This is a genomic window from Mitsuokella sp. AF33-22 (genome assembly GCF_003475755.1).
Taxonomy (GTDB): domain Bacteria; phylum Bacillota; class Negativicutes; order Selenomonadales; family Selenomonadaceae; genus Mitsuokella.
Map to the genome: position 1 here is coordinate 37,217 of NZ_QRQA01000015.1, position 14,817 is coordinate 52,033.

Sequence of the window (14,817 nt, forward strand, 5' to 3'; positions counted from 1 at the left end):
TGTGCAACTGTTATGATGAAAAACAATCCACCAGAATGCGTCCTGCCGTCCCCGGACGATTACAATGCTCTGCTCGAAGATCTCTGCAATGCCGAACTTCTCCGCACTGCCGCAAAACGATTGAAACACTACGATTCCGCCGATACCATCCCCATCGAAAAGGTCGCCGCCCAAAACGGCATCGACCTTAATACCTTGTCAGAGGAGGACATAGAGCTCGATTGACACTCCCCATGCGTAAACGCAGGGGATTCTTAATTCAACGACCGTTGCGAATCGACCTAAGCCTATTCGTCTTACACAATCTCCAAAAGCGTAATACGCAAATTTGGCGGACGCGCCTTATATCCCCAGCCCTAAAGGACGGGGTTTTACGGCGCTTTCGATAAAACTGTCTTGCACGAGTTCCATCCGTGTTCACCCGACAGCGGAAACTTGGAGTTTTAGATTAAGGGCCTGCATGAGTTTGACAAGCGTATCGAGTTTTGGCGTTGTCTTCAGGGTCTCGATGCGGGCTACCGAAGACTGGGGAATACCACACCGCTCCGCAAGGGCGCTCTGACTGATGCCCAGTTCCTGTCTTCGCTGGATGATAGAAGAAACAATATCGCTTACTTCTTCAATTTCCTCCATATTGCGGCGTTCTTCCTCACTAACTGCTTTTACATGATTTTTATAGTCTGCCCATCTTCTCATGCTTTTTCCTCCTTCATGTTCTTATCATAATGATAGCATATATGCTATCATTATGTGAATTACATACCCTGTATTCTTCGCTGCCCGAGGATTTGACAAAATATTCCCATGATGGTATACTGCAAAATATAGAAAACCATTTTGAGGGGCAAAAACGCCCCAGGTTTTCCGTTTTTCCACCGAACACCGCCAAGCCTTGCAAGTCAAGCGTTCCCGTAATCTGATTTGCTTGAAAAGCGAACATGGGCTTTCACCGCAGCGTTCGAAAAACCGAAAAACGACTGAGGTTTTCCACTTTACTGATCTGGGGCCAGTAACCCCAAGGGCTCAGGGGCACAGTATTGTAGCCCTCCTAATACCGTTTTCGGTATTGAACCACCTCATAACCAAGATTCCACGCATTATCGGCGATGTGATTGTAGCCCTCCTAATACCGTTTTCGGTATTGAACCATCTTGCAAGCTCATCCGAGCACGCGCTTCGCGCGCCGATTGTAGCCCTCCTAATACCGTTTTCGGTATTGAACCGTCTCACTGCTCGAGGGCGCGAAGGCCGAGGCCGTCGATTGTAGCCCTCCTAATACCGTTTTCGGTATTGAACCAGGTCGAAATCTTTTTCAGCCTCTCTCAAAGCGGAGTATTGTAGCCCTCCTAATACCGTTTTCGGTATTGAACCCCTTACGAGCGACGATCCGCGGCTTCCAATCCTTGACCGATTGTAGCCCTCCTAATACCGTTTTCGGTATTGAAACCTCTCCAAATCCGGTTCTGTTCAGGGCCTCCATTAACTGAATTGTAGCCCTCCTAATACCGTTTTCGGTTTTCTCCCATCATCATCAAATTAAAAATCCCCGCTTACATATAGATTCCACAAATCCATATGTAAGCGGGGATTTTTCTGAACATAAACGAAAGGAACGCGTATGCGCACTTACCTTGCCATTGACCTCAAATCCTTCTACGCCTCAGTCGAATGCCGGGAACGGGGCCTCAATCCGTTGACGACGAATCTGGTCGTGGCGGACCCGACGCGGACGGAAAAGACCATCTGTCTGGCCGTTTCGCCGTCGCTCAAGGCCTATGGCATTCCGGGCCGTCCGCGCCTGTTCGAAGTCGTGCAGCGCATCAGGGGCGTAAACAGCCAGCGGCGGTTTCACGCACCCGGCCACACGCTGACGGGGAAATCCGCCGATGCCGAAGAACTCGCGCAGCATCGGGAATATGCCGTCGACTACATCACGGCCACGCCGCGCATGGCCCTCTACATGGCGTACAGCACGCGAATCTACCAGATTTACCTGCGCTATGTCGCCCCGGAGCTCATTCATATCTATTCCATTGACGAAGTCTTCCTCGATGTGACGAACTACCTGCGGCACTTCAAGCTGACGGCGCATCAGCTTGCGCGCAAATTGATCCGCTCCATCCTCGCTGAGACGGGCATCACGGCCACGGCCGGCATCGGCACGAATCTCTATCTCGCCAAAGTGGCCATGGACATCGTGGCCAAGCACGTCCCGGCCGATGAAGACGGCGTGCGCATCGCCGAGCTCGACGAGCTGCGCTATCGGCAGGAACTCTGGCATCATCAGCCCCTCACCGATTTCTGGCGCGTCGGCAAAGGCTACGCCAAAAAACTCCAGGAACAGGGGCTGCGGACGATGGGCGACATTGCCCGCTGTTCGCTCGGCAGCCAGGCGGACTATTACAACGAAGACCTGCTGTACCGGCTGTTTGGCGTCAACGCGGAACTGCTCATCGACCACGCCTGGGGCTGGGAGCCCTGCACGATGGCCGACATCAAGGCGTATCAGCCGGAAAATCACAGTCTGGGGTCCGGACAGGTCCTGCAGTCCCCCTATCCGCATGACAAGGCACGCCTCGTGGCCTGGGAGATGGCCGACCAGCTCGTCCTGGACCTCGTGGCCAGACATCTCGTCGCGGATCAGATGGTCCTGACCGTTGGCTACGACCGGGAAAACCTCAAAAGCGAAAAGGGCCGTCCGGCCTACCGCGGGCCGGTGCATATCGATCGTTACGGCAGAACCGTGCCCAAGGCCGCCCACGGCTCGCTCGCCCTCGGGAAATACACCTCCTCCAGCAAGCTCATCCTCACCAAGGTGATGGAACTCTTTGACAAGATTACCGATCCTTCTCTGCTCGTCCGGCGCCTCACGCTCGTCGCCAACCACACGCAGCCGGAAGGCACGCAGGCGCAGGAAAAGCCGCAGGCAGAAGAACTCGACCTCTTCCGCGATTACGCCGCCGAAGCGAAACAGCAGGAACAGGAAAAGCAGGACGAGCAAAAGGAAAAATCCGTTCAGAACGCCATCCTGGCCATCAAGGGGAAATACGGCAAGAACGCCCTGCTGCGGGCCGCCAACCTGCAACAGGGCGCCACGATGGTCGAACGCAACGGACAGATTGGGGGCCACAAGGCATGACGAAGAACCAAACGTATGCGGACATCATCCACCTGCCGCACCACGTCTCATCCCGCCATCCGCAGATGCCGCGCGCAAAGCGGGCCGCGCAGTTCGCCCCCTTTGCAGCCCTGACCGGCTACGAAGACGCGCTGACCGAGACGACGCGGCCGCTCGTGCAGCGCATCGAGCTCTCCGACGACGAAAAAGCGTGCTTGGACCAGCGCCTGCAGGCACTTTCCGCGCAGATCCAGGACCAGCCGGCCGTCACCATCACCTGGTTCCAGGAAGACCTGACGGCTGGAGGCGGCCTCTACGTGACCACCAGCGGGCAGCTCAAGACCATCGATACCGCCCATAACGGCCTGCTCCTGACCAGCGGAAAATGGATTTCCCTCCGCGACATCCTCACACTGTCTGCGAGGCCAGACGCCTCCGCACGGCCGCAGGACGACTGAAAAAGCCGCCATCCTGCCGCCAGCAGCAAGAAACGAGCGCAAAAAGCAGGAAACGCGTTCGTCTTGCAGAACTATTCTATAGATATATGCCAAAAACATTCAAGCGAAGCAAACGGAAAGGTGCCGATAACATGAACCAGGACCAGAAGCATACAGAAAAAAGCGGAAACAAAACACGGCTCATCACAGCCAATCAGCAGCAATGGCTCGACTGGATCGTAAGGCTCCAGAGCCTCGCACAGGCCGGGCTCCACTACGGGCGCGACCGCTTTGACCTGGAACGCTACACGGAGATCCGGGACATCGCCGCCCGTATGATGGCCGCGCAGGCCGACCTGCCCCTTGCAAGGATCCGGGAACTCTTCTGCAACGAGGAAGGCTACCAGACGCCAAAACTCGACACCCGCGCCGCCATCTTTGAAGACGGCAAGATCCTGCTCGTCCGCGAGAGCTCCGGCAAATGGACGCTGCCGGGCGGCTGGTGCGACGTCGACCAGTCGATTGCCAGCAACACCATCAAGGAAGCCAAGGAAGAGGCCGGCCTCGACGTCGAAGTCGAGCGCGTCATCGCCATCGACGACTGGCGCCGCCACAACAAAATCAACAACCCCTACGGCATCATCAAGATCTTCTCACTCTGCCGGGCCCTCGGCGGCTCCTTCCAGCCCAACATCGAAACGATCGAAACGCACTATTTCGCACGCCGCGAGCTGCCCGAAAACATCGCCGAAGAAAAGACAAGCCGCGAACAAATCGACCGCTGCTTCGACGCCGCCGCTGACCCCAGCTGGCAGACACGCATCGAATGAGTTTCCAAAGCAAAAATTCCGACATATGAGCAAAATGCAGCCATCCGAACGGATGACTGCATTTTTATTACCAGTCAGCGCGTGGTCAGCTTGCGGAAGGCTTCTTCCGTCATGCCGGCCCGCTTGGCGGCTTCTTTCATCGTGATGACACCATCGTGCACAAGCTCCATCAGTATCATCCAGCGGCCCTTTACCGTACCTTTTGCTTCCCCTTCCGCAAGCCCTTCGGCACGGCCTTCCTCGCGGCCCTTTTCTTCGCGGCGGCGCAATTCCATGTAAAACGTCATGTATTCCACCTTCATTTCCTTGTTTTCCTTGGCCGTTTCCACGGCTTCTGCAATGCTTTCTGCAAACTTTCCCTGCGGGGCCTTGCCCTCGACATAGTCGAGAAACGCGGCCAAATCGCGGTTGATGCCTTCACGGCTGCCCTTGCTGTTCAAGAAAATCTTTGTCGTCTCATCGCCCATGAGGAAATGCGGTTCTTCCTGGCACGTCTCGCGAAATGTATAGAGGCTGCGTCCCCGTCCCAGCTCGTTTCGTTCAAACGGATCGAACGTGCAGATAAAGATGATGTACGTCCGGCGCAGCTTCGTGTAGAGTTCGCCTTTGTTGAGCACATCCATGTCCATCATGGCCTGATAATAGCGCGTGCGCTTCGGCAATTCGTCCGGCGTGGCGTAGTCTGTCGTCTGCATCTCGATGTCGTAGAGCGTGCCCTGGTCGTCCTCGACGTAGACGTCGAGCCGCACGCTCTTGCTGTCGCGGCGCACCCGGATATCTTTCTCCGTTTCCGGGAAGGTAATCCTGCGGATCTTGATATTCAGGATATTCTCAATCAGCCGCTTGCACAACCGTTTCCTGCGCATGACCTTCTGGAAGATGAAGTTGTCCGCAATGGTCAAATCTTCCCAAGCCTTGAGCGCATCTGCCTGTCTGTTCTGATTCACCGGCATACCTCCTCTCGCGTTTCTTCTCCTTCATTATACCGTATCATTGACACTCTCCATGCGTAAACACAGGAGCTTCTTAATTCAACGATCGTTGCGAATCGACCTAGGCCTATTCGTCTTACACAATCTCCAAAAGCGTAAATTCCCATGTGTCCCACGATATTTGTGTATGCAAATGCTTGTTATCTTTACAGCCACAAGGCCTTTAAATTGCGGCAGATTGATACACGCAGTCTCAACCCGCTAAGAACTGGTTGCCTATAGGCCTTGTTTTTCGATTCGTCCAGTATCTATTATGGCAAGACTTCTCTTTTCTTTCATATTCTTTAGGTTAAGTTCATTATACCATGAAAGCTAGCAGTTGTCCGCCTTATATCCCCAGCCCTAAAGGACGGGTTTTTACGGCGCGTTCGATAAAGTGTGTGACAAGCAAAAACCAGGTTCGCACGCCGCGAGCTGCCCGCAAACATCGCCGAAGAAAAGACGAGCCGCGAACAAATCGACCGCTGCTTCGACGCGGCCGCGGACCCCAGCTGGCAGACACGCATCGAATGAATGGCAATAACCCTGCTTCTTACGGCTGCATCTTAACAAAGTCGGGCCGGTAGTAAGCAAGCAATTTGCGGAAACGATCCTGTGCCGTCAGGCAAGTGTCACGCAAATATCCTGCTTCTCTGCCCCACTCCTTCAGTCCGCGATAATAATAATATTTGAGATCATCGGTAATGATGAAGGGGATGTGGTTCGTGCGCAGACATTCCTTGAACAAAATCAGCCTGCCGATACGCCCATTGCCATCCTGGAAGGGATGGATGCGTTCAAACCGGACATGGAACTCGAGCAAATCATCGAAAGTTGGGTGCTGGATTTCTTTATACCAGGAAAGCAATGCGCGGATGGCAGCGGATACCTGCTTCGGCGCCGTCGTTTCCTGCTCTCCAATCGTGTTGGGCAGTTTCTTATAGCCGCCCACGGCAAACCAGCTCTGGCGGCTGTCCGTCGTGCCATTCTTCAGCATGAGGTGCAGCTCCTTGATCATCTTCTCGCTCAATTGATGCCGGGCCATCTCGATGATCCAATCCATGCATCGGAAATGGTTCATCGTCTCGACGATATCGTTTGCATTAACGGGCATCTCCCGGCCAATCGTATTCGTCTCAAAAATGTAGCGCGTCTCCTCGTGTGTCAGGCGGCTGCCTTCGATATGATTCGAATTGTACGTCATATCAATCTGTACGCGGTGATAAATGCCACCCTTCTGATGTCTGGCACGCTCCGCCTGCAGGATATCTAAAAGTGTCATCTTATCTGCTTGTTTCGTTACCCGCACCTTACGGGCCGGGCGTTGTGCCTGTGCAGGTATCAGCCAGGCACGCCCCACCTGATGTGCCCCAGGAATCTTGCCCAAACGGCAATAGTTCCGCACCGTCCGTGCAGAAAGCCCCCAACGATTTGCCGTTTCTTCGACAGATACATACTCCATTTCATCGCCCTCCTTTCCCCTTATTATCGCATAACATGCCGTTATCGGCAAGTTGTGTTGTAAAAATAATATATTTTTGCGATATAATTTGCCGATAACAGCAAACACGTCACGAACAGTCCGAAAACATCGTGATACATCTAGGAGAGATACCATGTCACTCTGCGATCATACGTAATAGATACTTTCCATAATCATTCTTCTTCAAGGATTCTGCCAAACTTTGAACTTTTTCCCGGCCAATGTACTTCATGCGGTAAGCTATTTCTTCCAGGCAGGCAATCTTGAGTCCTTGACGAGCCTGAATGGTCTGCACAAAGGACGATGCCTGCAAAAGCGACTCATGTGTACCTGTATCAAGCCAGGCATATCCACGACGCATCGTTTCAACATGGAGCTTACGTCGGGCAAGATATACCTTATTGACATCCGTAATCTCAAGCTCTCCACGTGGCGAAGGAGAAATTGATTTCGCTATCTCCACAATGTCCGCATCATAAAAGTAAAGTCCTGTCACGGCAAAATTCGATTTAGGATGAGCGGGTTTCTCCTCAAGGCTAACAGCATCCCCTGCTGCATTAAACTCCACTACACCATATCGCTCTGGATCACTCACATAATACGCAAAGACCGTTGCGCCATTTTGATTCTGTACCACCCGCTGCATCATAGCAGCAAAATCAGAGCCATAAAAGATATTATCACCAAGCACTAACGCGCAGCCCTCTCCCGCCAGCCATTTTTCACCAATCAAAAAAGCTTGTGCGAGCCCCTTCGGCTCAGGCTGGACCGCATAAGAGATGGAAATCCCCCACTGCGAACCATCACCCAGCAAACGTTTAAAGTTCACATTATCCACAGGTGTAGTAATCACCAGGATATCCCGTATACCAGCCAGCATCAGCGTGGATAATGGATAATAGATCATCGGCTTGTCATAAACTGGCATCAGCTGCTTGGAAACCGCAATTGTCAATGGATAAAGCCGTGTTCCCGAGCCACCAGCTAAAATAATTCCCTTGCGAATCATCAAAATCCCCCCAGATTATTACACCAAAAATCTTCCTGCAGATATTGCTTTCCGTCAACACCATGCAGGAAGACCCTGACACTACCTTATTCCCCGTAAACGAAATTCAGTGACGTCGCCATTCTTTCCTTCAGCGTCGGTGCTTTCTGATCTTTTGCCGATAAAATCACCGGATCTATTGGCCATGCGATGCCAATGTCCGAATCATTCCAGCAAATATTGCCATCGCACTCTGGTGCATAGTAATTATCAGCCTTATACTGCACTTCAACATCATCCGTTAATGTGATAAATCCGTGTGCAAATCCGCGTGGGATAAAAAGCTGCCGTTTGTTCTCCGCCGAAAGTTCCACACCTACCCATTGGCCAAATTGCGGAGAACCCTTACGAATATCAACAGCCACGTCAAAAATAGTACCACGAGTGGCGCGTAAGAGCTTCGCCTGACACATTGGATTCAATTGATAGTGAAGGCCACGCAAAGTCCCTTTCTGAGCAGAATATGACTGATTATCCTGCACAAAATCAACAAACAGTCCTGCATTCTCCATTTTGCGTTTTGACCAACTCTCCATAAACCAGCCTCGATCATCACCAAATACCTGCGGTTCCAAGATATAAACATCTTTAAGTTTTGTCTCCAATACATCCATTATTTATCATTCTCCTTTTTTCTAGAATAGAGTTAATATCGATTTTATTTATTCACCATAAATATTGCAACTTATATATATAAAAGTTATTATCATTATATATCATCGTATACCGGACATCAGTATCAGATAAGTCCAATTTATTTTTTGTTAAAATATATTGAACCTGTAATTTACGTAAATCATCATTTTGTAAAAATACTGTAAAATGGTCAGGGAAATTTAAAATAAATTTATTATTATTTTCTTTTCCGATAATCATTGTTATATGTGCATAACGATTATATATATTTTTAAAATCATGATTTTTATCTAACAATCCCCAACGAGCCAATACAGGATATGTATTAATACTATTAATGGTAGCAGCACCTGCCATGATTGGTATATTTTGTATACCTAATTCATCACCTTCAGTAATCCATATCCCCGGATCGTTTTCGTTTATATACTGTATATTTTTTATCAAAGAACTTTCACTAATGCTAGCAGCAGTATGCGAAATAGGATTTACCATACCTCCAGACCATATGAGTAGCAACACTGTCATGACAGAAAAACATTTATAATGTTTACTGAGAACAAAAAAACATAAAATAAATATAGTAAAGAAGGTAATAGTATAATACTTGAAATTGAAAATAGTTGGAGATGATATATATACAGTATATGCAGAAAATAAAGCCATAAAGATACTTAACGTAATTTGAATAGTTCTCGATATACTATATTTCCAAATTGCTAGAATCCGAATTAAAAGTATTACATTAATAATACCAATAGCTAAAATTATTCTGAACGTTACATTATACATAAACGTTATTTTAGCAAACCAAGCCGGCCAATTAAATATACACCACGCCAAGAAAAATACTTGAAGTCCAACCAGGAATTTTATCATATAATTCCATTTTTTATTTTTAAGGAAATAGATGCCAGCTAATATTAATCCTAACGGTGAAAAATCAAACATTCTTGAAATCTCACAGTTATTCGTATATAGAACATCCTTTATAGGGAGCCACATTCCTAAAGCGTAATTACATCCAAAATTGATAAAGTCCAATATTGAGATGCCAGCAGTTGTACAAAATCTTGATCCTGGATAAACTGTATCCTTTGTAATTTTTATTACATCTATAGATTTAAATAATATATCAACAGATATAATCGCGATAAGAATAAAAGAAAGTAAGAATAAACCGATATCAGTTTTCTTAACCGATATCATTTTCTTATATTCAAAAATAAGGCTTAATAAAACAACAAAGAAAACATAGGCACAAGGAACCTGCCATGCTGGATATAATGAAAAGATATATGATATTGAAGAATAAATAAATCCTATTATATATAATAATCTTTTTCTACTCTCAGATATAAAATATTTAAAACAACATATTACGATGCATTGTGAAAAAATTAATATTTCGGCAATGGAATTAACAGCAAACCACCATTGTATAATTGGTGAAAATGTCATTATGATGGCGTAAGTAAACGATAAGAAATGCTTATCTTTTGTAATAATTCGTCCTAATTCAAATGAAGATAAAAATAAAGCAATCAATCGTCCCATCCAAAAAAAAGAAAGCCCCTTACCAGGGTCAAGAATAAGATAGCCCCAATGAAATGGACGAAAAATAACAGGCCAATCCTTTACAGCTTGACCATACATAAGAAACATATCTGTAGAGTGAGCACGTACAATATCACTGAAATATGGAAAAGCATTATAATACTGAGAAAATTCTAACGGTGTATTTACAAACCATTCATCAGAACGAATCGGACGATTTTTTCCAAACAATACAATGTCTGGTGAATTTAAAATCTGAGAATATATTCCAATAGAAGAACCATGTATTTCAAAAAAAACTGATATTATAAATAAAATAAAGGATAATAAAAATCGATAATAAAAGATATTCTTACAAAAGCTGGAGATATTAATAGCATGCATCAATGTTATATTTATACGAAAGTTGCTATTCATAGAATTATTCTTACACCTCGGTTTCATTTACCACTCACCATTGACTGCCTTCCGCTTCATGATATAGTTCCATATTGTTACGACTGCCGTAGCAAATATTTTTGCTACCATATAATAGATTCCCATTATGCTTACAAAAATCCACATACAAAACTGATTTAGTCCTAGTCCAATAATACTGGATCCAATAAAAACAGCAGCTTGTTTTTTATTTTGCTGCTTCGCATTCTCGAATACATAAGCTATACAAAGCCAATAATTAACAAGGACTGATACCGTGAATGAAATAGCTGATGAATATAAATAATACAGGTTAAAAAATTCTGTACAAACATAAAGCAAACCATAATCTACTATGAATGATAATCCGCCGACCATACAAAATCGTATAATTTCATTTACTCGTTTCTTGGTCATTTTTTAGCATCATCCTTATAATATTCATCTGTATCTCAAAATCTTTACGAGAATTTGTTGCATTTGTATCAAGGACCAGGCTACAAGCAAACAAGAGTAATCCTGTCAGCATAAAAAAGCCACTTGCAATAAAAGTAGGAAAACGTGGAACTAATCCTGTACGAATAAATTCAAGAAGAACAGGAAGAAATAATACTACGGCGGCTATCAAAAATGCTAAGGACAAAGCACCAAAGAAACGCATTGGTTTATAATGACGATACATATTGAATATTGTCATTATCACTTTTGCTCCATCCGTATAAGTATTTAATTTACTTACACTCCCCGTTGGTCGGTCCCGATATTTTACTGGAATATTTTCAAGCATTAAATTCTTATCTAATGCATGTATAGTCATCTCTGTTTCAATTTCAAATCCTTGTGACAATATTGGAAACGTCTTAACAAACATAGGGCTAAAAGCTCTATATCCTGTCATCACATCCCTAACTGGATTCTTAGGATGCCATAAAATATTTATGAATTTCCTAACAATGTCATTACCGAAATTATGAAATAGCCGTTTATTTTCCTCAAAATAGGTAGAAGACAAACGGTCACCAATAACCATATCGGCTTTTCCCTCTAAAATCAATTGACACATCTCTCTTGCATTTTCTGCTGGATACGTGTCATCACCATCAATCATCAAATAACAGTCTGCTTCGATATCACGAAACATTGATCGAATGACATTGCCTTTTCCTTGTCGATATTCACGGCGTACAATAGCACCAGCATCATGAGCAATTTCCCCTGTTTTATCAGTGGAATTATTATCATAAACGTAAATACATGCACTCGGTAATACATGTTTATAGTCTGAAATAACTTTAGAAATGGTCATTCCTTCATTATAACAGGGAATCAAAACAGCAATTTTATCCATAATATCATCCCTTCTTTCTTATTTTATCAAGACATGCCTCATAAAATATCATATAAAATTTATTGATAAGATTAATTATTTTTATACATTATCTAAGTTCAATGAAAAGTCATTCTTTTTTACTGTTAAATTAGGATTATAATATGGATCTATATAGTGTTTTCCCCATTTTTTATAAAAATAATTATGTTCTTGATGAAATCTTCTTTTCTTTTCAGGTGTATCTTCACATCCTCTACTTTTCGATTCATAATGATATGCTTCTACATCCGGATCAAAAACGATCAAGAAGCCATTTTTCCTTGTTTTGAGACAGAGATCCACATCATTAAAAGCAACAGCCAGGTTCTCGTCAAAACCACTGATAGAATCGAACACGTTTCTTTTTATCATCAATAAAGCAGCTGTTACAGCCGATAAATTTTGTACCAAGATAGCCCGGCCAAAATAACCTGCATAATTTTTAGGAGCTCCCTTAAATGCATGATCGGCTACTCCGCCCATGCCAATAATAACGCCAGCATGCTGTATTGTCTGATCTGGGTAATATAGTTTACTTCCAACAATACCAACATCATCGCGCTGACAATAAGATAGCATCTCATGTAGCCAGTTATAAGAAATCAATTCAATATCATTATTCATTAAAACAATGTACTCACCTTTTGCATGTTTTATGGCCCAATTATTAATAGCTGAGTAATTAAATCCGAGCGGATATCTTATGACACGTATATTTCTATTGGATTTCAGTGAATTATAATAATCGAATGTTTCCTTCTGTTTACTGTTATTTTCCACTATTAAAATTTCATATTTTTCATAATTTATCGTATCAAGAATAGATTTTACGCATTTTTTTAAATCATCAATATGATCACAGGTAGGTATTATAATAGAAACAAAGGGGGTCTGTGTTAATGTGTATAAAATCTTATACTGATTACTTGCATGAGTAGGTGCATCTATAACATTAGCTTTTATCCCCAATCTATGTAAATGTTGTGCTAAAGCTCTTTTGCCCGCGATATGAGTGTATGGTTTAGCACTTGCAGACGCTGCCGTACTATTTTTATATACTCTCCAATGATAAAGCACACGAGTTATATGCTTTATATTTTTTGTTTTTTCTATACAACGCAATATCAAATCATAATCCTGCGCTCCATCCATTTCACGGCAAAAATATTTACCAGCTTCATTAAAAAGACTGTTTTTTATAACCAAAAAATGGCAAATATAATTATTTGATCTTAATAGGTCTATAGAAAAATCTGGTTTAAAGTAAGGAGCAAAAAAATTAGTTCCTGTTTCATCTGTTTTATCTTCATCAGAATACAATAAATCTGTATTGCGATCTTTGTTGATATTTGTGATAACTTCATACAAAGCATCGGGTGTCAATAAATCATCATGGTCCAGCAACGCAATATATTCTCCAGATGCCATTTCTAATGCTATGTTGCTATTCCCGGATATCCCTTTATTCTGGACTACCCTTTTTACTTTTATTCTTGAATCTTTTAAAGCAAGGTCTTTTATCGTATCATATGTATCATTATTCGTACTGGCATCTGCTATACATAATTCCCAATTTGCATATGTTTGATCTAGAACGCTTTCAATCATAGCTATCAAAAACTTTTTAGGCGTATTATAAACTGGTGTAACAATACTAATCAATGGATTATACTGGAACTTTTGTTCTCTCTGCTTTGATAATTGATCTAAAGTTGGACAATGAGATAGATACCATTGCTGATATGATACCCCTTCTATTTGTTTATATCCTTCATGTATTTTCTTAACTACACCATGAAATCCTTCATGAGATAATACAGATAATGCCTTAGTTATACTATTATAATTCATTTTACTTTTTAAATATTTAATTGAATTAAATCTCTTATTTATTTTCTTCACATTTATTAATATTTTTTTATGTCCATCATTTATGCATACACGAAAATTTGAAGCATTTTCTCTAAAATATATGTAGAATCCGCATTTTGTTGGAACCTTTTTATTTCGATAAAAATTAACAACATCTGGTCGGCTCTTTCTTTCGATCCGGATTATATCATCATGAATGATATCAACATCACCATATTCAGAAAATGCCCAACCCATGCAAATAATATTATCTCTATCTTTGTAAAAGGCATCAATGTTATAATATATTCCAGATTTATACATAAAAGCACCGTCCTTATATTGAATGAAATAGTTAATAAACATTTATCGCCCTAAATATTTATCAACTATTTCATCACTGTCTCCTATACACATCAAATTTCCTTTATTAATCCATGCAGCATGTCTGCAAATCCTTTTTACTGTATTTTCATCATGTGATACGAGGATAACAGTGGTTCCTCCACTCATCATATCGTGCATTCGCTGAGAACATTTCTCTTGAAAGGCATGGTCCCCAACAGAAAGAATTTCATCAACAATTAAAATATCTGGCTTTACAATAGTTGCAATAGAAAATCCGAGTCGAGCCATCATGCCACTTGAATAATTCTTTACAGGAACATCTTCAAAATCTTTTAGCTCACTAAAGTCTATAATTTCATCATATTTTTCTTGCATCATTTTTTTGCTATATCCTAGAATAGCTCCATTTAAAAATATATTTTCTCGCCCACTGAGATCCATATCAAAACCAGCACCAAGTTCTATCAAGGGGGCTAAACTGCCATTAAGTTGAACCGAGCCTTGAGTAGGTGTAAGAACGCCACTAATTATTTTTAAGAGCGTACTTTTTCCACTGCCATTCGATCCGACTAATGCAAAGGAATCTCCTTTTGGTATATCAATTGAAATATTTTTTAAAGCCCAAAATTCATCAAAAGAAGGACCTTTTCCTTTTAACTTTCTAACCATCCATTCTTTTATATTGTCAACACGCTCTTTCGCTAGATTGAAACGCATTGATACATTTTTTATTTCAACTGCATTATCCATAC

14 protein-coding genes and 1 CRISPR repeat array are annotated in these 14,817 nt (G+C 43.4%); of the genes, 4 read left to right on the forward strand and 10 right to left on the reverse strand.

Going from position 1 to position 14,817, the window contains the following annotated elements; translation table 11 throughout:
- Positions 1–12 precede the first annotated feature (12 nt).
- Positions 13–225, forward strand: a complete 213-nt coding sequence (locus DWZ54_RS09890) for a hypothetical protein (protein WP_118475955.1) — start codon at positions 13–15, stop codon at positions 223–225.
- A 192-nt stretch (positions 226–417) separates the two neighbouring features.
- On the opposite strand, the gene DWZ54_RS09895 is transcribed toward DWZ54_RS09890, so the two are convergent.
- On the reverse strand, positions 418–696 hold the full coding sequence (locus tag DWZ54_RS09895) for a helix-turn-helix domain-containing protein (protein ID WP_118475957.1): 279 nt from the start codon (positions 694–696) through the stop codon (positions 418–420).
- A gap of 340 nt (positions 697–1,036) precedes the next feature.
- Positions 1,037–1,524: a CRISPR direct-repeat array (repeat unit 37 nt; unit sequence ATTGTAGCCCTCCTAATACCGTTTTCGGTATTGAACC).
- 94 nt (positions 1,525–1,618) lie between these two features.
- On the opposite strand from DWZ54_RS09895, the gene DWZ54_RS09900 reads away from it, so the two are divergent.
- The 3 genes from DWZ54_RS09900 (at position 1,619) to DWZ54_RS09910 (ending at position 4,385) form a co-directional block, all read left to right on the forward strand.
- Positions 1,619–3,139 carry a DNA methylase gene (locus DWZ54_RS09900; RefSeq protein WP_118475959.1) on the forward strand — a complete coding sequence of 507 codons (1,521 nt, stop codon included), beginning with the start codon at positions 1,619–1,621 and terminating at the stop codon, positions 3,137–3,139.
- On the forward strand, positions 3,136–3,576 hold the full coding sequence (locus DWZ54_RS09905; protein ID WP_118475961.1) for a hypothetical protein: 441 nt from the start codon (positions 3,136–3,138) through the stop codon (positions 3,574–3,576). The genes DWZ54_RS09900 and DWZ54_RS09905 overlap by 4 nt, the downstream gene beginning before the upstream one ends.
- A 131-nt stretch (positions 3,577–3,707) precedes the next feature.
- A complete protein-coding gene (locus DWZ54_RS09910) occupies positions 3,708–4,385 on the forward strand; it encodes an NUDIX hydrolase (protein WP_118475963.1) in 678 nt (225 codons plus the stop codon).
- A 74-nt stretch (positions 4,386–4,459) separates the two neighbouring features.
- Here the strand turns inward: DWZ54_RS09910 and DWZ54_RS09915 are convergent, their stop codons facing one another.
- The 9 genes from DWZ54_RS09915 to DWZ54_RS09960 form a co-directional block, all read right to left on the reverse strand.
- A complete protein-coding gene (locus DWZ54_RS09915) occupies positions 4,460–5,332 on the reverse strand; it encodes an Rpn family recombination-promoting nuclease/putative transposase (protein WP_233541680.1) in 873 nt (290 codons plus the stop codon).
- Positions 5,333–5,909: 577 nt separating this feature from the next.
- Positions 5,910–6,818 carry a DNA-binding protein gene (locus DWZ54_RS09925; RefSeq protein WP_118475966.1) on the reverse strand — a complete coding sequence of 303 codons (909 nt, stop codon included), beginning with the start codon at positions 6,816–6,818 and terminating at the stop codon, positions 5,910–5,912.
- A gap of 157 nt (positions 6,819–6,975) precedes the next feature.
- Positions 6,976–7,848 carry a glucose-1-phosphate thymidylyltransferase RfbA gene (gene rfbA, locus DWZ54_RS09930; RefSeq protein WP_118475968.1) on the reverse strand — a complete coding sequence of 291 codons (873 nt, stop codon included), beginning with the start codon at positions 7,846–7,848 and terminating at the stop codon, positions 6,976–6,978.
- An 86-nt stretch (positions 7,849–7,934) separates the two neighbouring features.
- Positions 7,935–8,501, reverse strand: a complete 567-nt coding sequence (gene rfbC, locus DWZ54_RS09935; RefSeq protein WP_118475969.1) for a dTDP-4-dehydrorhamnose 3,5-epimerase — start codon at positions 8,499–8,501, stop codon at positions 7,935–7,937.
- 52 nt (positions 8,502–8,553) lie between these two features.
- Positions 8,554–10,497, reverse strand: coding sequence for a hypothetical protein (locus tag DWZ54_RS11820; protein WP_147369914.1), 1,944 nt, complete (start codon positions 10,495–10,497; stop codon positions 8,554–8,556).
- A gap of 27 nt (positions 10,498–10,524) precedes the next feature.
- Positions 10,525–10,914, reverse strand: a complete 390-nt coding sequence (locus DWZ54_RS09945; protein ID WP_118475973.1) for a GtrA family protein — start codon at positions 10,912–10,914, stop codon at positions 10,525–10,527.
- A complete protein-coding gene (locus DWZ54_RS09950; RefSeq protein WP_118475975.1) occupies positions 10,892–11,845 on the reverse strand; it encodes a glycosyltransferase family 2 protein in 954 nt (317 codons plus the stop codon). The genes DWZ54_RS09945 and DWZ54_RS09950 overlap by 23 nt, the downstream gene beginning before the upstream one ends.
- An 81-nt stretch (positions 11,846–11,926) precedes the next feature.
- Positions 11,927–14,041 (reverse strand): glycosyltransferase, encoded by a 2,115-nt coding sequence (locus DWZ54_RS09955; protein WP_199663342.1) that lies wholly within the window; start codon positions 14,039–14,041, stop codon positions 11,927–11,929.
- 42 nt (positions 14,042–14,083) lie between these two features.
- Positions 14,084–14,815, reverse strand: coding sequence for an ABC transporter ATP-binding protein (locus tag DWZ54_RS09960; RefSeq protein ID WP_118475977.1), 732 nt, complete (start codon positions 14,813–14,815; stop codon positions 14,084–14,086).
- Positions 14,816–14,817: the final 2 nt, after the last annotated feature.